This is a genomic window from Novosphingobium colocasiae, assembly GCF_014652555.1.
Taxonomy (GTDB): Bacteria; Pseudomonadota; Alphaproteobacteria; order Sphingomonadales; family Sphingomonadaceae; genus Novosphingobium; species Novosphingobium colocasiae.
In genome coordinates this window covers 78453-99814 of record NZ_BMZA01000006.1, presented here as the reverse complement: position 1 = coordinate 99814, position 21362 = coordinate 78453, and the positions used below count along the sequence as shown (strand labels likewise).

At 65.4% G+C, this 21362-nt stretch carries 26 protein-coding genes; 12 read left to right on the top strand and 14 right to left on the bottom strand.

All coding sequences use genetic code 11. The features are described 5' to 3' along the window. Positions 1-210, top strand: coding sequence for a hypothetical protein (locus IE122_RS10235; protein WP_189621073.1), 210 nt, complete (start codon positions 1-3; stop codon positions 208-210). Positions 211-272: 62 nt separating this feature from the next. On the opposite strand, the gene IE122_RS10230 is transcribed toward IE122_RS10235, so the two are convergent. Then, positions 273-563: a hypothetical protein gene (locus tag IE122_RS10230; RefSeq protein ID WP_189621129.1), complete on the bottom strand. Its 291-nt coding sequence runs from the start codon at positions 561-563 to the stop codon at positions 273-275. An 822-nt stretch (positions 564-1385) separates the two neighbouring features. On the opposite strand from IE122_RS10230, the gene IE122_RS10225 reads away from it, so the two are divergent. From IE122_RS10225 to xth, 3 genes are all read left to right on the top strand, one after another. Next, the gene (locus IE122_RS10225; protein ID WP_189621072.1) at positions 1386-1811 is read left to right on the top strand and encodes a CBS domain-containing protein; all 426 of its coding nucleotides are present in this window, start codon (positions 1386-1388) and stop codon (positions 1809-1811) included. Positions 1812-1911: 100 nt separating this feature from the next. Beyond that, on the top strand, positions 1912-2283 hold the full coding sequence (locus IE122_RS10220; protein WP_189621071.1) for a HesB/IscA family protein: 372 nt from the start codon (positions 1912-1914) through the stop codon (positions 2281-2283). Beyond that, positions 2280-3068, top strand: coding sequence for an exodeoxyribonuclease III (gene xth / locus IE122_RS10215; protein ID WP_189621070.1), 789 nt, complete (start codon positions 2280-2282; stop codon positions 3066-3068). The genes IE122_RS10220 and xth overlap by 4 nt, the downstream gene beginning before the upstream one ends. Positions 3069-3095: 27 nt before the next feature. Here xth and IE122_RS10210 read toward each other — a convergent pair whose 3' ends face one another. The 10 genes from IE122_RS10210 to IE122_RS10165 all read right to left on the bottom strand — a co-directional run bounded on the left by IE122_RS10210 (position 3096) and on the right by IE122_RS10165 (position 9734). Beyond that, a complete protein-coding gene (locus tag IE122_RS10210) occupies positions 3096-3710 on the bottom strand; it encodes a cell wall hydrolase (RefSeq protein ID WP_308430414.1) in 615 nt (204 codons plus the stop codon). 226 nt (positions 3711-3936) lie between these two features. Then, positions 3937-4275, bottom strand: a complete 339-nt coding sequence (locus IE122_RS10205) for a DUF1491 family protein (RefSeq protein WP_189621068.1) — start codon at positions 4273-4275, stop codon at positions 3937-3939. Between the two features lie 11 nt (positions 4276-4286). Beyond that, positions 4287-4799, bottom strand: coding sequence for a PaaI family thioesterase (locus tag IE122_RS10200; RefSeq protein ID WP_189621067.1), 513 nt, complete (start codon positions 4797-4799; stop codon positions 4287-4289). After that, positions 4789-5250, bottom strand: coding sequence for a PTS sugar transporter subunit IIA (locus tag IE122_RS10195; RefSeq protein WP_189621066.1), 462 nt, complete (start codon positions 5248-5250; stop codon positions 4789-4791). Before IE122_RS10195 ends, IE122_RS10200 begins: the two co-directional genes overlap by 11 nt. A 142-nt stretch (positions 5251-5392) precedes the next feature. Further along, positions 5393-5962 carry a ribosome hibernation-promoting factor, HPF/YfiA family gene (gene hpf / locus IE122_RS10190; protein WP_189621065.1) on the bottom strand — a complete coding sequence of 190 codons (570 nt, stop codon included), beginning with the start codon at positions 5960-5962 and terminating at the stop codon, positions 5393-5395. Positions 5963-5987: 25 nt separating this feature from the next. After that, a complete protein-coding gene (gene dnaQ / locus IE122_RS10185) occupies positions 5988-6671 on the bottom strand; it encodes a DNA polymerase III subunit epsilon (RefSeq protein ID WP_189621064.1) in 684 nt (227 codons plus the stop codon). 204 nt (positions 6672-6875) lie between these two features. After that, positions 6876-7472, bottom strand: a complete 597-nt coding sequence (gene coaE / locus IE122_RS10180; protein ID WP_189621063.1) for a dephospho-CoA kinase — start codon at positions 7470-7472, stop codon at positions 6876-6878. Then, the gene (gene aroE / locus IE122_RS10175; RefSeq protein ID WP_189621062.1) at positions 7469-8278 is read right to left on the bottom strand and encodes a shikimate dehydrogenase; all 810 of its coding nucleotides are present in this window, start codon (positions 8276-8278) and stop codon (positions 7469-7471) included. The genes coaE and aroE overlap by 4 nt, the downstream gene beginning before the upstream one ends. After that, complete coding sequence (locus IE122_RS10170) at positions 8275-8856, bottom strand: Maf family protein (RefSeq protein WP_189621061.1); 582 nt, start codon at positions 8854-8856, stop codon at positions 8275-8277. The genes aroE and IE122_RS10170 overlap by 4 nt, the downstream gene beginning before the upstream one ends. 29 nt (positions 8857-8885) lie before the next feature. Next, positions 8886-9734, bottom strand: a complete 849-nt coding sequence (locus IE122_RS10165) for a pyruvate, water dikinase regulatory protein (RefSeq protein WP_189621060.1) — start codon at positions 9732-9734, stop codon at positions 8886-8888. 340 nt (positions 9735-10074) lie between these two features. Between IE122_RS10165 and hemE the strand changes: the two genes are divergently transcribed. From hemE to IE122_RS10145, 4 genes are all read left to right on the top strand, one after another. Next, positions 10075-11103, top strand: coding sequence for a uroporphyrinogen decarboxylase (gene hemE / locus IE122_RS10160; RefSeq protein WP_189621059.1), 1029 nt, complete (start codon positions 10075-10077; stop codon positions 11101-11103). A gap of 23 nt (positions 11104-11126) precedes the next feature. After that, positions 11127-11570: a CopD family protein gene (locus tag IE122_RS10155; protein ID WP_189621058.1), complete on the top strand. Its 444-nt coding sequence runs from the start codon at positions 11127-11129 to the stop codon at positions 11568-11570. Between the two features lie 188 nt (positions 11571-11758). Further along, positions 11759-13015, top strand: coding sequence for a transcription termination factor Rho (rho, locus tag IE122_RS10150; protein ID WP_189621057.1), 1257 nt, complete (start codon positions 11759-11761; stop codon positions 13013-13015). An 18-nt stretch (positions 13016-13033) separates the two neighbouring features. Further along, complete coding sequence (locus IE122_RS10145) at positions 13034-13762, top strand: TerC family protein (protein WP_189621056.1); 729 nt, start codon at positions 13034-13036, stop codon at positions 13760-13762. A 6-nt stretch (positions 13763-13768) separates the two neighbouring features. Here IE122_RS10145 and IE122_RS10140 read toward each other — a convergent pair whose 3' ends face one another. Genes IE122_RS10140 through IE122_RS10130 form a run of 3 tightly spaced genes read right to left on the bottom strand, consistent with a single transcriptional unit; the run spans position 13769 to position 17059 of the window. After that, positions 13769-14737 (bottom strand): quinone oxidoreductase family protein, encoded by a 969-nt coding sequence (locus IE122_RS10140; RefSeq protein ID WP_189621055.1) that lies wholly within the window; start codon positions 14735-14737, stop codon positions 13769-13771. Between the two features lie 24 nt (positions 14738-14761). After that, positions 14762-16345 carry an FMN-binding glutamate synthase family protein gene (locus IE122_RS10135; protein ID WP_189621054.1) on the bottom strand — a complete coding sequence of 528 codons (1584 nt, stop codon included), beginning with the start codon at positions 16343-16345 and terminating at the stop codon, positions 14762-14764. Positions 16346-16360: 15 nt separating this feature from the next. Continuing rightward, positions 16361-17059, bottom strand: a complete 699-nt coding sequence (locus IE122_RS10130) for a dienelactone hydrolase family protein (protein ID WP_189621053.1) — start codon at positions 17057-17059, stop codon at positions 16361-16363. A gap of 118 nt (positions 17060-17177) precedes the next feature. On the opposite strand from IE122_RS10130, the gene IE122_RS10125 reads away from it, so the two are divergent. From IE122_RS10125 to rsmG, 4 genes are all read left to right on the top strand, one after another. Next, a complete protein-coding gene (locus IE122_RS10125; protein WP_189621052.1) occupies positions 17178-17456 on the top strand; it encodes a DUF6489 family protein in 279 nt (92 codons plus the stop codon). 61 nt (positions 17457-17517) lie between these two features. Further along, on the top strand, positions 17518-18807 hold the full coding sequence (mnmE, locus tag IE122_RS10120; protein ID WP_189621051.1) for a tRNA uridine-5-carboxymethylaminomethyl(34) synthesis GTPase MnmE: 1290 nt from the start codon (positions 17518-17520) through the stop codon (positions 18805-18807). 69 nt (positions 18808-18876) lie between these two features. Further along, positions 18877-20724 carry a tRNA uridine-5-carboxymethylaminomethyl(34) synthesis enzyme MnmG gene (mnmG, locus tag IE122_RS10115; RefSeq protein WP_189621050.1) on the top strand — a complete coding sequence of 616 codons (1848 nt, stop codon included), beginning with the start codon at positions 18877-18879 and terminating at the stop codon, positions 20722-20724. Further along, a complete protein-coding gene (gene rsmG, locus IE122_RS10110) occupies positions 20721-21356 on the top strand; it encodes a 16S rRNA (guanine(527)-N(7))-methyltransferase RsmG (RefSeq protein WP_189621049.1) in 636 nt (211 codons plus the stop codon). Before mnmG ends, rsmG begins: the two co-directional genes overlap by 4 nt. Positions 21357-21362 lie beyond the last annotated feature (6 nt).

Below are 21362 nucleotides of genomic sequence, written 5' to 3'. Positions count from 1 at the left end.
ATGCCGATAGTAGAAGCCTTTGACCACGAAGACGCCTTGGAGCCGCTATTCACGACTGAGTTTGAGTTCCTGCCGCGCATTGGCGAATATCTTTCAATCGACACTCCGCCCGGTTATTTCAAATACTACCATATTGTTGAAGTCTGGCACCGGCAGGAAACAAAGGGTGGCGCTTTCCGCGCTTGCATACGCCTTGAAGAAAGGGACTGACGAACGTCCTCTCCCCACCCTATCTCGGTCGTTAAGGGCTGCGCTGAATTTGTTCGCGCCGCCTAGTCCCGCTCCTCGTCCAGCGGATCGATGATCGCGTCGTCGTGCCCCGTGCCACTCGACAAAAAAACCAGCCCCATCAGTGCCGAGGCCAGCAGCATCGTGAACCCGACGCCCAGCGCGGTAGCGATATAGAAATGGACCGAGACCATGCCGTTCTCGCGGTAGAGCAGGATCACCGAGGCGATGACCAGCCCCACCGTCACGGTCATCATCCACCGCATGATCCGCCGATAGCGCGCCCAGGCGTGTGCCGCCTTGTGCGGATCGTCGAGAGGAGACCGGGGAATCATCGCCCCCTCATGAAACGCGCCCGCGCCCGCCGCAAGGGCGATGACTGTCTGAGGAGGCGCGAACCCGGTACGCACCCCTACGCAGAGCGCGCGCTCGACCGGATCGGTCGAAAGACGGTTCACGCGGAGGCGCGGAGGTGTTGCGCCCTGGTTCCGCCACGCGCCTCTATTCAACGGAGGCGTTTGTCTCCACGTTGAGGGTGAGCAGAATCCTGCGGCACTCGGCAAGCTCTCTGCGCCTCCGCGTCTCCGCGTGATCCATTCTTCCCGATCTTTGCATGCCCCGAAACCGCCGATGAGGCTTGCATGGTGAACCCGGCTCCGTCTTGCTGAACTTGTTTCAGCATCCATGGGGCCGCCTTGCCGGTGTTCGGCGTGGCGCGCGACCTTGCGTCTCGGTTTCCTGACCTCAAGGCAGCGCACCACCGAAGCGGCGGGGCCAACGGCCTGATGGGCCCTGAACCAAGTTCAGGGCGACGATTATTGGGAGGGCGGCGGCGCGTTTGGCCGCCGGTGGCGAAAATGGTTCACGCGGAGGCGCGGAGGCGCAGAGGTGTTGCGATTGGCGCAGCCCGGCACTCCTGTTCAACCATGCGTTTTCCGCGACGTTGAGAATGAGCAGGAGCCTGCGGTGCCGTGCAGGTTCTCTGCGCCTCCGCGTCTCCGCGTGAACCATTCTTCCTGATCTTTCCCACGCCCCCTGACCACCAACAACGTCTGCACGGCGCAAGGACCTGCCGCCCGCGTTTGGAACTTGTCGCAATTGTGTTACACTCTTCCTGCTCCAGCGAGGGCGAAAATCAGAAAAAGGGAGAGCCATACATGACCATTGGTCGGATTATTGTGGGTCGTCGTGCCCCGATTACCTGCTCTGTCGCTACGGCCGTCAGCAAGGCTATTGAATTGCTTGCCGAACAACGCATCGGCGCGCTGCCGGTGATGGATGGGCAGGAACTGGTCGGCATCTTTTCCGAACGAGACGTGATTTATCGCCTGCGCGAATCAGGTGCCGGCGTTCTGGCCCTGCCGGTGGGCCAGGTGATGACCACGCCGCCGGTCACCGCCACGGCCGAAACATCGGCGCTCGAAGCGCTGACGCTGATGACCCAGCGCCGCATCCGCCATCTGCCGATCGTCGAAGGCAAGCGGATGATCGCGTTCGTCTCGATCGGCGATCTGGTGAAGCACCGGCTCGACAAGGTGGAACGCGAAGCCGCGCAGATGCGGACCTATATCCAGACGGCCTGACGGGTTTCCCGTCTGCCTTGCGGGCGGGGCGCGAGCGCGCCGCCCTTCCCTTTTCGCGCACGCCTTGTGGTGATGCGCGGCGCGGCCTACATTCGGTGGCATGGATCAGCCCGCACCCCAGTCTTCCGCCCTCCCCGATGCCGGCCCGGCACCCGTCAGCCTGAGCACGGCGGCCGCCACCCGCGTGGCCGCGATCGCCGGCAAACAGGGAAAACCCGCGATCCTGCGCCTGTCGGTCGAAGGCGGCGGCTGCTCCGGCTTCCAGTACCGGTTCGGGCTGGCGGACGATGTCGATGCCGAGGATGCGGTTTCGGAAACCGCCGGGGTGCGGCTGGTGGTTGATCCCGCCAGCCTTGATCTCGTCAGCGGCTGCGTGGTGGACTACGTCGAATCGCTGGGCGGGGCGGCGTTCCGGGTGGACAATCCCAACGCCGCATCGGGCTGTGGTTGCGGATCGAGCTTCTCGATTTGAAAATCGCCAGCTTCAATATCAACGGCGTCAAGGCGCGGCTGCCGCGGCTGCTCGAATGGCTGGAGGAAACCCGCCCCGCCGTCGCCTGCCTGCAGGAAATCAAGAGCCAGGACGAAGGCTTCCCGATCGCCGAGTTCGAGAAGCTGGGCTATCACGGCATCTGGCACGGCCAGAAAGGCTTCAACGGCGTCGCCATCCTGGCGGACGGCGAAGCTCCCCGCGAAGTCCGTCGCGGGCTTGAGGGCGAGCCTGAGGACGAACATTCGCGTTACCTGGAGGCGGACGTGTTCGGCGTCCGGGTGGTGTGCATCTACCTGCCGAACGGCAACCCCGTCTTCCACGATGGCGAGCCGGGGCCCAAATTCGCCTACAAGCTGCGCTGGATGGAACGCCTGCGCACGCGCATGGCGCAGATCCGTGCCGAGGAAGTGCCCGCGATCGTCACCGGAGACTATAACGTCATCCCGACCGACCGCGACGTCTGGTCACCCCCGGCGATGGCAAGCGATGCGCTGATGCAGCCGCAATCGCGCGATGCCTATATCCGGCTGCTGGGCGATGGCTGGACCGATGCGCTGGCGCTGCACAATCCGCGTGGCGGAGTGTGGACCTATTGGGATTACCAGGCCGGAGCCTGGCAGCGCGACCACGGGTTTCGGATCGATCACGCCCTGCTCTCCCCCGAACTGGCCGACCGGCTGGTCGAATGCGGGGTGGACAAGGCGCATCGTGGCCGGGAAAAGGCCAGCGATCACGCCCCCGTCTGGGTGCGGATCGCCGCCTGACGGCCGGGGCCGCGCCCCGGCCCTTCCTCAGCGATAGAATACGTGATTGTCGACGCGGGCGATGCGTTGCAGGCGCCAGCGTGGGGAGACGCGCGTCGCGTGGAAGAACAGCGCGCCCTTGGCCGGGCTGGCCCACGATCCGGCATCGGCGATGCGGGCGATGGCCACCGCTTCACGCCAGTCACGCGATGCCTCGCGCGCACCGGGTATCCGGCCACCCCGCAGGAACGAGAATTGCGATGGCTGGAGCACGACGCCGCAATAGCTGGCCGGGAAGCGGCCCGATTGCGACCGGTTGACGATCACCCGGCCGACGGCAAGCTGGCCTTCCAGCGATTCGCCGCGTGCTTCGAAATAGATGGCCGAAGCGAGGCAGCGCAACTGGCTTCCCAGCGTATCGTCGACCGGCTGATCGGCGACGGCTTCCTGCAAGGTGGCAGCGTCATCGTCGCTGTTTTCGACGGCGGGGGCCGGGTTGCCGGGCACTTGCTGCACTACCGGCTCGGCCACGAAATGCACCTGTCGACCGGCCTCGACGGCTGCGGTCACGGGTTCCGATTGGACCAGCACCGGGATCATTTCCGATGCGATCGCGCCCGAACCCTGGGCGCTTAACACGATGGTCGCGAGCGACCCGGCCACCGCAACCGCGCTGGCCCATTTAACTTTGCTTCGCATTCGATCAGAATCGAGTGCGGTGAACCGATCCGACGCAGGAGGAAGCGGTTGACACCTGTAACAGCGTCCTGACCCAACCCGATCCTGCCGACAGTTCCCCGTCTGCGTGCTAGCCCGGTATGCCGAAATGCCCCCAGAGCCGCTTCCGCGTTTGCGAGGCGGCCTTTAACTTGCAAAGCTTGCAAGTCAATCAGCAATCGTCGCCATTGCCGATGAGCCGTTCGCCCTGTGCGACATCAAGTTCGACCACCCACAGGTCCGGATCGCGATCTCCCCTCCGGTTCAGGTAGTCGGCGAAGTCCTGTTTGTTTTCAGCGTCTTCCTGCCTGGTACAGGCCCATTTCCGGGTGCCATCAGCTTGCGGAATACGCTCGAAAAGTCGCGCATTCCGGCCATTTTCCAGCAATACGATTAGGATCGTCCCGGCATCGGGTTCGCCCTTGCGCAAGACCGCCGCGAAGCCGCCGGCAGCACTCACCCGGCGAATCAGTCCGCTCACTTCGAGGTGTGCAGGCAGGCGACCGGTCATGGCCGTGCCGTTCAATCGCCGCGCGGTGCGGCGTACCCGGGCAGGCCGGAAAGGGCGATGTGCGAGCGCATGAAGGTGCCGGTGCCGCGCCCCACTTCTTCGCCATCGGCATCGACCAGCCGCGATTCCGCCACCAGCACCCGGCGACGGCCGCTGACCCACCGGCCTTCGGCAACGATGCGGCCGCCCCGGATCGGCTGGCTGAAATGAAGGTTGAACGATGTGGTCAGCAGGAACCGGTCGGTCACCAGCGTATTCGCCGCATAGAACGCGGCATCATCCAGCATCTTGAAATAGATCGTCCCGTGCGCCGCACCGGCAGCGTGGAAGCAGGTCTCGTCAACATCGAAGGTGATGCAGGCCAGCCCTTCGCCGTCGATGTTGATGTGCGAGCGGAACAGCCGGTTGACGGGGGCGGAGGCATAGAGGCTCTCCAACGCGCGCCAGTGCCGCGCCGCGCCGGGGGTGGAGGGGCCGGGGATCGACGGAACCGCGCCCGTCGCGGACTTTTCGTCAGGCAGCATCGCGATCGATCGAGTTGCTGAGCAGGCTGAACAGCGCCTCGTGGCCGGGGGCGGCCAGCAGGGCGGCGTGCATGCGATCATCGCGCATCAGCCGGGAAATGGCAGCCAAGGCGTGGAGATGGGTGGCACCGGCCCCTTCGGGCGACAGCAGGCCGAACACCAGATCGATCGGCATGCCGTCGGCGGCATCGAATTCGACCGGAGCGGCCAGCCGGATGAAGGCGGCGACCGGACGGCTGAGTCCGGGAAGGCGCGCATGCGGAATCGCAATCGACCGCCCGAATCCCGTGCTGCCGAGCTGCTCACGCTCGACGATGCGGGCCAGGACGGCCTTGCGATCGAGCTGATAGACCTCTGCAAAGAGGCCCGACAGCCGATCCAGAATGGCGTTCTTGCTGTCCGCGCTGTCAATGGCAACGGCATCGGGCAGCAGAGTGAAGAGACTACTCATCGCACTTCTTGTTCTAATCTCGATCGGTTTACGATTGCTGCACAAAGCCAGCTTCCGGACGTTCCGGAAGCTGGACCCTCTCCTCCGATCTGGATGGCGCCTGGGGGCCAGAAGCGAGCACCGCAGGCATGCGCCTGCGAACTCAGTGCGGTTCAACCCAGCCGATCGACCCGTCGCCGCGGCGGTAAACCATATTATGGCGGCCAGTGCCAGCGTTTTTGAACAGAAGCGCGGTGGTATTGCGCAAGTCGAGCATCATCACCGCATCCGAAACGGTGGCTTCGGGAACGTCCACGCGGGTCTCGGCGATGACGACCGGCGCGTCCATCTCGACCTCTTCCTCGTGGTCGACCGGCGGTTCCTCGAAGATGGTGTACGCGGCTTCTTCGGCAGCGGCGACGAAAGCCGTCTGTTCGTGACGGTCCTTGAGGCGGCGCTTGTAACGGCGAAGCTGCTTGTCGATCTTTTCCGAAGCCTGATCGAGCGCGATGTGCGCGTCATGGGCGACGCCGGTGCCCTTGAGCACGAGGTTCTGCATGACATGCATGATGATGTCGCATCGGAACGCGCCGGCAGGCGCTCGGCCGAACGTCACGTGCGACGACAGCGCCCGGTTGAAATACTTCGCGATGATCGCAGTCAGTCGCTCGCTGGCGTGGGTCTGAAGGGCTGCACCCGTATCGACCTGATGACCGGAAACGCGGATATCCATGGGCGTATTCTCCTCTTGCTAGAGCTCAAGTGCCCCAGAGCGGGGCATCGACCGACTGGAGGAAGATCGCATGCGCGGCGAGTTCCTCAGCGGTGGCCGCGTGGGGACGCGGCTGACGGTATTGCCGGTCCGTTCGGACGAGGACCTTGATTTCCGTCACGATTTCGGTGGTTTCGGCGACCAGTTCCAGACCGATCTGGCGGCCGCCGCGCAATTCGACATAAACCTGCGCCAGCAGTTCGGCATCGAGCAGCGCGCCGTGCAGGGTGCGGTGGCTGCGATCGATGCCGTAGCGGCTGCACAGCGCATCGAGCGAGAGCTTGGCCCCGGGATGGCGCACACGGGCGAGCGCAACCGTATCGACCATCCGGCCGCGATCGACCTCGGGCAGGCCACAAAGCCTGAGTTCGGCGTTGATGAAGCCGAAATCGAAGCCGGCATTGTGCGCCACCATCGGCGCATCGCCGATGAATTCGAGGAAATCCGCCGCCACTTCGGCAAAGCGCGGCTTGTCGGCCAGGAACGCGGCGGACAGGCCGTGGACCGCTTCGGCTTCGGCCGGCATGTCCCTTTCGGGGTTTACATAGACGTGGAAGGTGCGGCCGGTGGTGACCCGATTGACCATTTCGATGCAGCCGATCTCGACCAGCCGGTCTCCGGTCTTGGGATCCAGACCGGTCGTCTCCGTATCGAAGATGATCTCTCGCATTACGTCACATATCTGCCTCATGCGGGCGGGGCGCAAGGGCCATCACAGGATAAATCTGAACGGCCTGGATGGAAGCTTCATCCCGTCATCGTCACCCCGGGCTTCGACCCGGGGCCCCGCTTGCGAAGCGCTTTTTCCAGGAAAGAAGCGGGGTACCGGGTCAAAGCCCGGGACGACGAAAAGTCAGGCCACCGTACTTTAGCTTCAGCCGCGCAAGCGGCGAACCAGCGCCTCGACCTGCGCCCGCGTGTCGGCCAGGGAAAGGCCGGTGTCGATGACATAATCGCCCAGTTGCCGCTTCTGCGCGTCGGGCACCTGGAGGCCGAGGATGCGCTCGAACTTTTCCTCGGTCATTCCCGGCCGGGCCAGCACCCGGGCCCTCTGCGTTTCGGCGGGGGCAGAGACCACCGCGACCGCATCGATCCGGGGATCGCGGCCCTTTTCGAACAGCAGCGGGATATCGAAGACCAGCAGCGGTGCCTGCGCATATTCGCGCACGAAATCGGCGCGCATGCGATGGACCGCCGGGTGAACGATCGCTTCAAGCCGGGCGAGGGCGGCGGGGTTGCCGAACACCATGGCCCCCAGCTTCACCCGCTCCACCCCTTGCGGACCGGTCGAGCCGGGAAATTCGGCCTCGATCGGGGCCAGCAGTACGCCGCCCGGGCCTTGCAGTTGGTGGACGGCGGCGTCGGCATCGAATACCGGCACATCGAGCGCGCGCAGCATGCCCGCCACGGTGGACTTGCCCATGCCGATGGAGCCGGTGAGGCCGAGCACGAAGGGCTGGCCCGCGGTCATGCCGTCAATACTTTGCGCAATTCGGCATCGCGTTCGCGCGGCGGAACCGCGCCGAAAAACCGGCGGAAAGCGTGGTCTGCCTGGCCGATCAGCATCGCCAGCCCATCCACCGTCGCCAGCCCGCGCTGGCGCGCCGCGATCAGCAGCGCGGTATCGAGCGGACTGGTGACGATATCGTAGACCACGCCGGTTTCCCGCACCCGGCCGAGCAGATCGAGCGGGAAGGGCGCTTGCCCGACCATGCCCATCGCCGAGGTGTTGACCAGCAGGTCCACCGCAGTGCCTGCGGTGCCGATCGGCTCGACCGTCCCGGCGATGCCGAATTCGGCCAGCAGCGCCTCGGCCTTGGCCAGGCTGCGGTTCTGGAGGGTGATGGTCGCCACCCCGGCATCTGCCAGCGCCGCCAGGACGGCGCGCGCCGCACCGCCCGCGCCGACGACGAGCGCGCTGGCAAAGGATCGGCCGGCCAGCGGTTCCCAGAAGCCCGGCACATCGGTGTTGTAGCCGGTCAGCGTGCCGTCCTCCGCAGGGATCACGGTATTCACCGCACCGACCCGCGCTGCCAGCGGATCGAGCCGGTCGAGCAGCGGCATCACCGATTGCTTGTGCGGCATGGTGACATTGCAGCCGCGCCAGGCGGCGTCCGTGCGCCGCGCGGTGATGTAGTCAGCGGGTGAAGCGGTTTCGACGAGGGCCCGGTCATAGCGCCCGGCCAGGCCCAGCGCGGAAAGCCAGAACCCATGGATAGCGGGCGACTTGGACTGGGCGATGGGGTTGCCGATCACTTCGGCATAAGGCGTCGTCATCGCGCCAGCTCCCCCAGATCGCGCAGTGCACCCAGCACTTTCATCAGCGGCATGCCCAGGATGGTGAAATAGTCGCCCTCGATTCGCTCGAACAGCGTCACCCCGCGCGCCTCGATGCGGAACACGCCGACACAGCCCGCCACTGCGGGCCATTCGGCATCGAGATAGGCGGCGATGAATTCAGGCGACATCGCGATCACGTGCAGCGCCGCCAGATCCGGGGCGGACCACAGCACCACGCCATCGCGCGCCAGCGCCGCCGCGCTATGCAAGTGCATAACCTTGCCGGAAAAGGCGCGCAAATGTTCGGCCGCCTGTGCACGGCTGGCGGGCTTGTCGAACCGCCGGCCATCGCACACCACCAGCGAATCGCTGCCCAGTACCAGTTCACCCGGCTGCGTGGCCGAAACCGCGAGCGCCTTGGCGCGGGCCAGCTCCAGCGCCACCGTTGCCGCCGGCGCACCGGCCAGCGCCGCTTCCAGCGCGCGTTCGTCCACGTCTGCGGGTTGGCTGGCGAACGACAGGCCCGCCGCTTCGAGCATCGCCCGGCGCGAGGCGCTGTTGGAAGCGAGAATCATCCTTGGCGGGTCCTGTCTGTAATGCGGGGTCAGATCGGCTTGGGCCCGGTCGGCCCTTGCGCCCCGGCGGCGATCCGTTCGTTGTAGAGGTTGATCACCGCCGCCGCGGTTTCCTCGATCGAGCGCCGGGTGACGTCGATCACCGGCCACGAATTGTCCGCGAACATGCGCCGGGCGAACTTGATCTCGTCCTCCACCCGCTCGCTCTTGACGTAATCGGTGTCGGGCGACTGGCTGAGCGACAGCAGACGGTTGCGACGGATCTGGATCAGCCGTTCGGGCGCTGTGGTCAGCCCGACCACCAACGGGCGCTTGAGCCCATAGAGGGCAGGGGGCGGCGGGCTTTCCACCACGATCGGGATATTGGCGACCTTGTAGCCGCGATTGGCGAGATAGATGCTGGTGGGCGTCTTGCTGGTGCGCGAAACGCCCGCCAGCACGATATGCGCTTCCTCCCAATCATCCCAGGCGATCCCGTCATCATGGGCGATGGTGAACTGGATCGCTTCGACCCGCGCGAAATAGGCATCGTCCAGCCGGTGCTGGCGGCCGGGACGGCCCTTGGCTTCCTGGCCCAGCATCGCTTCCAGCGCATCGGTCACGCCATCGAGCACGGCCAGCGCCGGGATGTCCAGCGCCTGGCAGCGTTCCTGCAGCGCCTTGCGGGTATCTTCGTTGACGAGGGTGAAGAACACCAGTCCGCGCGTTTCGGCGATGTCCTTCATGATCCGGTCGAGGTGCTGGTGCGAGCGGACCATGGGCCAGAAGTGGCGCTGGACGTCGGTATCGTCATCGAACTGGGCGAGCGCCGCCTTGGCGATCATCTCCAGCGTTTCGCCGGTCGAATCCGAGAGGAGATGAAGGTGGAAACGCGCCATGTGCGATCAGGACCCGGGGCTTGTGGACAAACCCATGCATAACCACGGGAACACTCGGCTGACAACTCGGGGGACAATCCAAACCGCGATTCCATGCCCGTTACCGGCAATTGCACTGCCCGTTTGTGGACAGGGGCGCTACGCGATCCACAGGCTGGGGATAAGGCGGACAACATCCGTTTGACTCAACCACAGCCCGGAGTCGGTAGGCCGGTTTGGGACTGGCCAGCCGGGCACAAATCGGGCAATGCCGCCCCGTCCCCAGTATCCACAGGGCCAACAGACTCCATCATCCTTCTTAAATATATCTCTTTTTATTATTTTGAGCGGACCCTCATCGATGCCTGGCCCTCTTCTTGAAACCCTGCGCGGCGCCAATCTGGCAAAGCGTCCGATGTGGCTCATGCGCCAGGCGGGGCGCTATCTGCCCGAATACCGTGCGTTGCGGGCGGAAAAGGGCGGCTTCCTGGCGCTGGTGTACGATACCGATGCTGCGGCCGAGATAACGCTGCAGCCGCTGCGCCGGTTCCGGTTCGATGGCGCGATCCTGTTCTCCGATATCCTGATCGTGCCTTATGCGATGGGCCAGGACCTCGAATTCCTTGCCGGCGAAGGCCCGCGCCTGTCGCCGCGCCTTGTCGATCACGCGCTGGACAGCCTCGCCGCGGTCCCCGAACGCCTTTCGCCGATCTATGAGACTGTGGCCAAGGTGCGCGCGGCGCTGTCTGCCGGAGAGACGATGCTGGGTTTTGCCGGCAGCGCCTGGACCGTCGCGACCTATATGGTGGCGGGTGAGGGCAGTCGCGATCATCACGAGACGCGGGCGATGGCCTATCGCGATCCGGCCGCTTTCCAGGCGATCATCGACGCGATCGTGGGCGTGACGGTTGAGTACCTGTCCGGCCAGATCGTCGCCGGGGCCGAAGCGGTGCAACTGTTCGATAGCTGGGCCGGATCGCTGTCGCCGGCGCAGTTCGAACGCTGGGTGATCGCGCCCAATGCCGCCATCGCCAGTGCCGTGAAGGCGCGGCATCCCGATACGCCGATCATCGGTTTCCCCAAGGGCGCGGGCGAAAAGCTCGCCGCCTATGCGCGCGAGACCGGGGTGGACGCGGTGGGGGTGGACGAAACCATCGATCCGGTCTGGGCCGCCGCCACTTTGCCCGCCGCAATGCCGGTGCAGGGCAATCTCGACCCGCTGCTGCTGCTATCGGGCGGCCCCGAGCTGGATGTGCAGGTGGGCAGGGTGCTTGATGCCTTCGCCGACCGGCCCCATGTCTTCAACCTCGGCCACGGCATCGGCCAGCACACCCCGATCGCCCATGTCGAGCAGTTGATCGCCGCCGTCCGCGGCTGGCAACGGCCCTGATAGTCTGAAAGGTTTTCGAGGCGATGGAGCAGGTTCTGGCAAGCTTGTACCCCTGGCTCAAGGCCGGCCACGTGATCTTCGTGATCTTCTGGATGGCCGGCCTGTTCATGCTGCCGCGCTATTTCGTCTACCATCAGGAAAGCGAGCCCGGCTCGGCCGAGGAAGCGCGCTGGGTCGATCGCGAGGCCAAGCTGCGCAAGATCATCCTCACCCCGTCGCTGATCGCGGTGTGGGTGTTCGGGCTGCTGCTGGCGTCCAGCATCGGTGCTTTTGCCCAGGGGTGGTTCCACGCCAAGCTTCTGCTGGTGGTGGCGCTTTCGGGCTATCACGGCTGGCTGACAGGCTATGCGAAGAAGCTGGCGCGCGGCGAACGCAAGCTTTCGGGCAAGGCCCTGCGGCTGCTGAACGAGGTGCCGGGGCTGGTGGCGGTGGTGGTGGTGATCCTGGTGATCGTGAAGCCGTTCTGACCGTCCGTCCGCCGCATTTGCCCACGTCCGGTCGATGATCCGTTGACCAGCACCCCTGCTGCGACTATCTAGAAACCGTCCCGGCACGGGGTGCGCGAACCCGTTCGCTTGCCCGGATCCGCTTTCCCCAAGCCCATTGATCCCGCCGGCCGCAATCAAACTGTTTCCATCCGGAATTTACAAAAATCATGCATCTCAAAGAACTGAAAACGAAAAACGCGGCCGAACTGGTCGAAATGGCAGAGGATCTGGGCGTCGAGGGTGCATCCACCATGCGCCGCCAGGACCTGATGTTCGGCATTCTCAAGGAAGTGGCCGAGGACGGCGAGGAAATCGTCGGTCAGGGCACGATCGAAGTGCTGACCGACGGCTTCGGCTTCCTGCGCAGCCCCGAGGCCAACTATCTGGCCGGTCCTGACGATATCTACGTTTCGCCCAACCAGGTCCGCAAATGGGGCCTGCGCACCGGCGATACGGTCGAAGGCGAAATCCGCGCCCCCAAGGACGGCGAGCGCTATTTTGCCATCACCAAGCTGATCAGCGTCAACTACGACGATCCCGATGTGGTCCGCCACCGCGTCAATTTCGACAACCTGACGCCGCTCTATCCCGATCGTCGGCTCAAGCTCGATGGCTCGGACCCGACGGTCAAGGACAAGTCGGCCCGGGTGATCGATCTCATCAGCCCGCAGGGCAAGGGCCAGCGCGCGCTGATCGTGGCACCGCCGCGCACCGGCAAGACGGTGCTGCTGCAGAACATCGCCAAGGCGATCACCGACAACCACCCCGAGGTGTTCCTGCTCGTCCTGCTGGTCGACGAACGCCCCGAGGAAGTCACCGACATGCAGCGCAGCGTGAAGGGCGAGGTGATCTCCTCGACCTTCGACGAACCTGCCAGCCGTCACGTCCAGGTCGCCGAAATGGTGATCGAGAAGGCCAAGCGCCTGGTCGAACACAAGCGCGACGTGGTGATCCTGCTGGACTCGATCACCCGCCTTGGCCGGGCCTACAACACGGTGGTGCCCAGCTCCGGCAAGGTGCTGACCGGCGGCGTCGATGCCAATGCCCTGCAGCGTCCCAAGCGCTTCTTTGGTGCCGCCCGCAACATCGAGGAAGGCGGATCGCTGTCGATCATCGCCACGGCACTGATCGATACCGGCAGCCGCATGGACGAAGTGATCTTCGAAGAGTTCAAGGGCACCGGCAACTCGGAAATCGTGCTGGACCGCAAGGTCGCGGACAAGCGCATCTTCCCGGCGCTGGATGTCGGAAAGTCCGGCACCCGCAAGGAAGAACTGCTGGTTCCCAAGGATCAGCTCACCAAGATGTGGGTGCTGCGCCGCATCCTCATGCAGATGGGCACGATCGATGCGATGGAATTCCTGCTCGACAAGATGAAGGATTCCAAGACCAACGAGGATTTCTTCGCGACGATGAACCAGTAAGCAGGAACGGAGACAATCTTGGACCTGTTGAATATCCTGGCCGCCGCAGCGCCGGCCGTCCAGAGTCCGGTGGAGCTGTGGCAGCATATCGTCGACGATTTCTCCAATATCACCGAACCGGCGGCGCTTTCGGCGTTCCTGCAGGTGCTGATGATCGACGTAGTGCTGGCGGGGGACAATGCGATCGTGGTCGGCGCGCTGGCGGCGGGGCTGCCGGCGGATCAGCGCAAGAAGGTCATCGCCATCGGCGTGATCGCCGCATTGGTCCTGCGCGTCGCCTTTGCCCTGATGGTCACCTGGCTGCTGGGGATCGTCGGTCTGGTGTTCGCGGGTGGCCTGCTGCTGCTGTGGGTCGCGTGGAAGATGTACCGCGAACTGCACAGCCACGGCGGTGCCGACGTCCATTCGCACGGTTCGCCGGAAATCGAGGGCGATGAGCATTCCGGCCTGCCCGCGTCCAAGACGTTTGCCAGCGCGGCGCTTTCGGTGGCGGTTGCCGACGTATCGATGTCGATCGACAACGTGCTGGGTGTAGCCGGTGCTGCCCGGGACCATCCCGGTATCCTGATCGTCGGGCTGATCGTCGCGGTCGCGCTGATGGGCCTCGCTGCCAATTTCATCGCCCGCTACATCGAACGCTTCCGCTGGATCGGCTGGCTGGGGCTGGCGGTGATCGTCTATGTCGCGATCAAGATGATCTACGAAGGCTGGATAGATCCGCAGCTTGGCATCTCATCGCTGCTTTAAGGCTGCTCAGGGCAGGAGGACGGTGGACCCGGTAGTCTCCCGTCCCTCCAGCGCCCGATGCGCCTCAGCGGCCTCCGCAAGCGCAAATGTCTGGCCAATGCCGGCCCGGATCACGCCGCGCCGCAGCCGATTGAACAGTCGGTCGGCGTTCGTCGTCAGCGTGTCGTTCGTGGCGATATAGTCGAACAGCGTCGGCCGGGTGATGTAGAGCGATCCCGCCCGCATGATGTCGAGCAGCGAAACCGGCGGGACCGGGCCTGACGCATTGCCGAAGCTGACCATCATGCCGCGTTTCTTGAGGCTGGCGATCGAGGCTTCCCAGGATGTCGCGCCTACCCCGTCGTAGACAACGTCGCACAGTGCGCCGCCGGTCAAGTCGTGGACCGCAGCGGCAAGCTGGTCGAACGGGCAGGAGAGGGCGTGCGTGGCTACAATGCCCGCCGCCTTTTCGGGTGTCCCGGCATGGGCGATCACGGTCACGCCCTTGTCGATCAGCCAGGGCACCAGCAGCGATCCGACCCCGCCCGCTGCCGAATGCACCAGCGCGATCTGCCCCGGCGCGGGAATGTAGGTCTCCTCGGTCAGATAGCTGGTTGTCAGGCCTTTCAGCAGGATCGCCGCCACGGTTGCGGCATCGACCCCGGCCGGCACCTTGACCGCCTCGTCGGCCGGGATCAGCCGGTGGCTGGCGTAGGCCCCGCCGCTGCGCACCGTGGCAATGCGATCGCCCGGCACGATCGTGCTCACTCCGTCACCGACGGCTATCACGCGGCCGGCGCTTTCCGAGCCCAGGCAGAACGGTACGGCGGCGGGGTACAGCCCCTTGCGATAATAGGTATCGATGAAGTTGAGCCCGACCGCCTCGGTTTCGATCAGGACTTCGCCGGGGCCGGGCGATCCGATCCGGAACGCCTCGCGCTCGATCGCATCGGGGCCGCCAAACTGCCGCACGACCATCCTGTAACCATCGATCATTTCATATAACCCATTGAAAACAAATCATAGTACCCTGCGGAACGTCTCCGCACTCGATACCCGCCAGGAACGGGCATATTGGGTCTGTTCGGGGGCCTGCAAGAGTTCACCGGGTTTGAGGAAGCGATAGACTTCGTCGATCGCCCCGGCCCGCGCGCTGTCGATCCTCTGGTAGATGTCGTGCTGGGTCAGGTCCCACGGGCTGTCATAGCCCATCGCGACAACGATCTCGCGCAGCGCTTTCAGGGTTTCCTTCTGGAACCGGGCGACCCGTTCCGCCTTGTCATCGACCACAAGGCCCTTTTGTCGCCAGCCGACCTGGGTGGCGACGCCGGTCGGGCAATCGCCGGTGTGGCACTTCATCGACTGGACACAGCCGAGCGAGAACATGAAGGCGCGGGCAGCGTTGCACCAGTCCGCCCCCAGCGCAAAGGCGCGGGCCATGCCGGCACCCGAATGAATGCGACCCGAAGCGCCCAATCGGACGCGATCCTTGAGCCCTGTGCCGACCAGCGCATTGCGCATCAGGATCAGCCCTTCGCGCAGCGGCATGCCGACGTTGTCGGTCAGCTCCTGCGGGGCGGCTCCGGTGCCGCCCTCGGCCCCGTCGACGACGATGAAATCAGGCGTGATCCGCGTTTCGACCATCGCCTTGACCAGCGCGAACACTTCGTGCGGCTGGCCGACGCACAGCTTGATGCCGACCGGCTTGCGACCGGACAGATCACGCAGTTGCTCGACCCATTCGAGCAGGCCGACAGGCGTGGAGAACGTGGAATGGGCGGCGGGAGACAGGCAATCCTCGCCGACTTCCACCTTGCGTGCCTCGGCGATTTCCTCGGTTACCTTGGCACCGGGAAGCACGCCGCCATGGCCGGGCTTGGCACCCTGGCTCAGCTTGATCTCGATCATCCGCACCTGATCGCTGGCGGCCTGCTGCGCGAACAGTTCCTCGTTGAAGGAGCCATCGCGGTGGCGGCAGCCGAAATAGCCGCTGCCGATTTCCCAGATCAGATCGCCGCCGTGGATGCGGTGGTAGCGCGAGATCGATCCCTCGCCGGTATCGTGGGCAAACCCGCCCATCGCCGCGCCCTTGTTCAGCGCCTGGATGGCGTTGGCCGACAGCGAGCCGAAGCTCATCGCCGAAATGTTGAGCAGGGCGGAATGGTACGGGCGGGTGCAGCTTTCGCCGCCGATCCGCACGTGCCAGGTATCGGGCGCTTCCTCGGTCGGGGTGATCGAGTGGCCGAGCCATTCGTATTCGTCGGAATAGACGTCGAGTTCGGTGCCGAAGGGGTGAGTGGAAACCTCACCCTTGGCGCGGGCATAGACGAGGCCGCGCTCGTCGATTGTGAATGGACGGCCCTCGCGGTCGCTCTCGACGACGTAGGCGCGGATGAACGGGCGCAGGTCTTCGAACAGCCAGCGGACGCGGGCGATCAGCGGATAGTTGCGGCGCAGGGCATGGCGGCCCTGCAGGAAGTCCCACAAGGTCAGCAGCAGCACCGGGACCATGATCCACACGGTCCATCGCGTGGCGGCGATGGCGAACCCGGCGGCCGTGAGGACCACGACCGCCAGCGGCACGAAGTAGCGCGGAGCCACCATTTCCGGTGCGCTGCCTTAGCCGATATGTTCGGCGATGAACGCCTCGGTGCGGCTGTCGGCCAGCCGTGCACCTTCCTCGTCGCGGCGCGAACCCATCTCGGCAGCGAAGCCGTGATCGAGCCCTTCGTAATCGTGCAAGGTCACGCGCGGATGATCGTCCAGCCCTTCATGCATGGCCTTTTGCGCTTCGGGCCCGACAAACCCGTCGGCGGTGGGAATGTGCAGCATGAGCGGGCGGGCGATAGCGTGCTTTTCGCCCAGCATCTGATCGATCATGACGCCGTAGTAGCCGACCGAGGCATCGATATCGGTACGGGTCGCGGTCATATAGGCGATCTTGCCGCCCATGCAGAAGCCGATCAGCGCTACTTTGGCGACGCCGGCCTCGTTGCGGATCCAGTGGATCACCGCTTCGATGTCTTGCATCCCAAGGTCGAAATCGTGCGCGGTCATCAGTGCGACCGCCTTCTCGAACTCGCCAGGGTTTTCCGGCTCCAGCTCGATGCCGGGTTGCTGCCGCCAGAAGGTGTCCGGTGCGACGGCCAGATAGCCTTTGGCCGCCCAGCCTTGCGCCTTTTGCATGATGCCGGGATTGACGCCGAAAATCTCCTGCTGGACGATGATCGCGCCGCGTGGGGTGCCTTCGGGCTTGACGACGTAGGCCGGGATGGAACCTTTGCCGTCAAGGGTCGGAATCGCGGTGTTGGTGGACATTCCTCTGGCTCCTTCAGGATGCGGTGATGCGCGGTTTTGTCGGGAAACTAGGCGCGAAAGTTGGACTTTGCCAAGCGGTTGTGTCAGCAAGATGGAATTTCCCGCATAGGAGGCGACGATGAAGGTGAACGTCGAGATCGAATGCTCGCCGGAAGAAGCGCGTCGCTTTCTCGGCCTGCCTGATGTGACCCGCGCGAACGAGGTCTATGTCGATGCGCTGACCAAGGCGATGCAGGGCGTCGGCAGCTTCGACCAGCTTCAGGAACTGACCAAATCGATCACCCCGATGGGCCAGATCGGGCTGAAGATGTTTCAGCAATTCCTGGAAAGCGGCGCGGCCATGGCGATGAGCGGTGCCGCGATGGGGACCGGCACTTCGCGCAAGAAGGACGGCTGAGCCGGGTCGCCCGCGCCATTTGGCGGCGGGCCGAAGCGCAGACATTCACGCCTGTATTGCCATGGACGACACCATCTTTGCCTTGTCGAGCGGGATGCCTCCCGCCGCGATTGCCGTGGTACGCATTTCAGGGCCCGCGGCTGCTACCGCGCTGACGGCGCTGGCGGGGAGCTTGCCGTCGCCGCGCCGGGCGTCGTTCCGCACTTTGCGAGCGGCTGAAGGCGAGCTTGACCGTGCGCTGGTGCTGTACTTTCCGGGTCCGGCGACGGCGACCGGTGAGGACCTGGCCGAACTCCATCTGCACGGCGGCAGGGCGGTGGTCGCCGCGGTAGAGAATGCGCTGGCGGCGCTCGATCTGGGCGGTGCGGTTTTGCGCCGGGCCACGCCGGGGGAGTTCACCCGCCGGGCCTTTGCCAATGGCCGCATCGATCTGGCCGAAGCCGAAGGGCTCGCCGATCTGCTGTCCGCCGAGACCGAGTTGCAACGGCGCAGCGCGATGGCGCTGGCGGGCGGGGCGTTCTCGAAGCAGGTGGAGCAATGGCGCGATCGCGTGCTGACGGCCTCGGCGAGCGTCGAGGCCGCGCTCGATTTCGATGACGAGGATGACGTTGGCGAACTGCCCGCCGACTTTCGCGCCGGGTTGGAAATGTTCCACGTGGAACTTTGCGAATGGCTGGCCCGCCCCCGCGCAGAGGCGCTGCGCGACGGCATCCGGGTGGCGCTGGCCGGCCCGCCTAACGCCGGCAAGAGCACGCTGTTCAACGCGCTGGTGGGGGATGAGAGCGCAGCGATCGTCACTCCGTTGGCCGGCACCACCCGCGATGTTCTGACCCGGCCGATCGCGCTGGCGGGCATTCCGTTCACCTTCATCGATACCGCCGGGCTGCGCGATGAGACCGACGACAGCATCGAAGCGATCGGCATCGCCCGCGCGCGCGATGCGCTGGGCCAGGCCGACATCGTGCTGTGGCTGGGGCCGGAAGGGGAGGGTCCTGCGGGGGCCTGGGAGATCACCGCGCAGACTGACCGCACGGGCGGACCGGGCAAGCGCACCCCCCGGCACGCCATCTCGGCGATCACCGGCGCGGGTATGGAAGCATTGCGCGATGACCTCATCGCCACTGCCGCGACGCTGCTGCCGAAGGGAGGGGCTGTGGCCCTGAATGCCAGGCAGCACCGGCTGATCGGGCAGGCGGCGGACGGGCTGGGCATCGCCTGCGGCTCGGGCGATCCGCTGATCGTCGCCGAGGGGCTGCGGCTAGCGCGGCTGTCGTTCGATGCCCTGATCGGCCGATCGACCACAGAGGACATGCTCGACGCGCTGTTTGGCCGCTTCTGCATCGGCAAATGAGCGGCATTGTTTCACGTGGAACACACCAGCGGCTTTGACCGCGCGCGCGCGGTGGAGTAAGCGCCGGGCATGCATTCCTTCGACGTGATTGTCATCGGCGGCGGTCACGCCGGTTGCGAGGCGGCGGCCGTTGCCGCGCGCATGGGCGCGCGCACGGCGCTGGTCAGCTTCGACCTCGATGCCGTCGGCGCGATGAGCTGCAACCCGGCGATCGGCGGGTTGGGCAAGGGCCATCTGGTCCGCGAGGTCGATGCCTTCGACGGATTGATCGGCCGCGCGGCGGACGCTGCCGCGATCCACTATCGCATGCTCAATCGCTCCAAGGGCAGCGCCGTGCAGGGCCCGCGTGTGCAGGCGGACAGGCGGCTGTTCAAGGCGGCGATCCATCGGCTGCTCAAGGAGCAGGGCGATCTGACGCTGGTGGCGGGCGAAGCGGCGGCCTTGCGAATAGATGCGGGCAGGGTGAGCGGCATCGAGCTGGCCGATGGCACCGCGCTGGTTGCGCCGGCCGTGATCCTGTGCACCGGCACTTTCCTTGGCGGGACGCTGTTTCGCGGAGAGGAGCGGATGGAGGGCGGGCGGATCGGCGAAGCCAGCGCCCAGCGTTTGGCCGCGCAACTGCGCGATGCCGATCTGCCGATGGCCCGGCTCAAGACCGGAACCCCGCCCCGACTGGACGGGCGGACGATCGACTGGGCCCGGCTGGAAGAGCAGCCATCGGACAGCGATCCCTGGACGATGTCGGCCATGGAACCCCGGCGCGTGAACCCGCAGGTGTTCTGCGCCATCACCCGAACCAATCCGGCCACCCACGATACCATCCGCGCCAACCTGCATCGCTCGCCGCTGTTCAGCGGTGCCATCGGCGCGCGGGGGCCGCGCTATTGCCCGTCGATCGAGGACAAGATTCACCGCTTCGCCGATCGGGACGGCCACCAGATCTTCCTGGAGCCGGAAGGCCTGAGCACCCATCTGGTCTACCCCAATGGTGTCAGCACTTCGCTCCCCGCTGATGTCCAGTTGGCGATGATGCGGACCATGGACGGGCTGGAAGCGGTGGAGATCGTCGTTCCGGGCTATGCCGTCGAATACGATCATATCGATCCGCGTGCGCTGCGCCCGACGCTGGAACTGCGCGCGATGCCCGGTCTGTGGTGCGCCGGGCAGATCAACGGGACAACCGGATATGAGGAGGCGGCCGCACAGGGGCTGGTCGCGGGGCTTCATGCGGCCGCGCATGTGCTGGGTCGCCCGGGGCCCGCGCTCGATCGGGCCAACAGCTACATGGCGGTGATGATCGACGACCTGACCCTCCATGGCGTGTCCGAACCCTATCGCATGCTGACGGCGCGGGCCGAGTATCGCCTGCGGTTGCGCGCGAACAACGCCGGCACCCGCCTGACCCCGCTGGCGTTGTCGTGCGGTGCGGTGGGCCCGGCGCGCCGGGAATGGTTCGAGCGGCGCGAGAGCGCGCGTGCCGCGCTGGAGCAGGCGCTGGATCGCAGCGAAACCGGCTCCGCGCTGCAAGCCGCCGGTCTTCCGGTGCGCGCCGATGCCGGGCGTATGACCCTGCGCGAGTGGTTGCGCTTCGATGGGGTCGATCTTTCGGCGCTGTCCCCTTGGCTCGATGCCGGGCTGATCGACGATCCCGCCCTGGCCGAGGAAGTCGGCGAGGATGCCGCCTACGCGCCGTACCTTGACCGGCAGGAGCGCGAGCTGCGCGAATTGCGCGCCAGCGAGGCGCTGCCGCTGGGCGATGACTTCCCCTATGACGAGGTGGCAGGGCTGTCGCGCGAGATGGTCGAGCGTCTCAGCGCCGCGCGGCCGGCAACGCTGGCAGCGGCAGGGCGGATCGCCGGGATCACCCCGGCGGCGCTCTCGGCGCTGCTGGTGCGGGCCCGGCGGCGCGCGGCATGATCGCGGATGAGAACGCCGCGCGCGAATGGGTGCGCGCCTTGCCCGGCGTCGACGATGCGGCGATGGCCCGCCTGGAACTGCTGGTCGAACTTCTGATCGACGAGAACAGCCGCCAGAACCTCGTCTCCGCTGCCAGCCTCGAATCGGTGTGGGTGCGCCACATCGTCGATAGCGCGCAGTTGCTGGCCTATGCGCCGGAGGTATTGCCGGGCCCTTGGCTGGACCTTGGCACCGGGGCGGGGTTCCCCGGCCTCGTGATCGCGGCACTGCGTCCGCAGGCTGAAGTGCTGATGGTCGAATCGCGCGCCCGGCGAATCGCCTGGCTCGAACGCGCGCGGTTGGCGATGGGTCTTGATCGTGCGCAAGTGATCGGGTTGCGGCTCGAAATGGTCGAAACCCGTCCGGTTTCTGTCATATCCGCGCGTGCTTTTGCGCCGTTGGACAAACTGCTGGGCTTATCCGCACGCTTTTCCACAGCGCACACCCGTTGGCTGTTGCCGAAGGGGCAGTCCGCCGGTCAAGAATTGTCACAGCTTAGAAAGTGGCAGCATATGTTCCACGTGGAACAATCGCTGACGGACCCGCAGGCGGGAATCGTCGTCGGCACGCTTGCAGGCATGACCAAGAGGTAAGGCCCC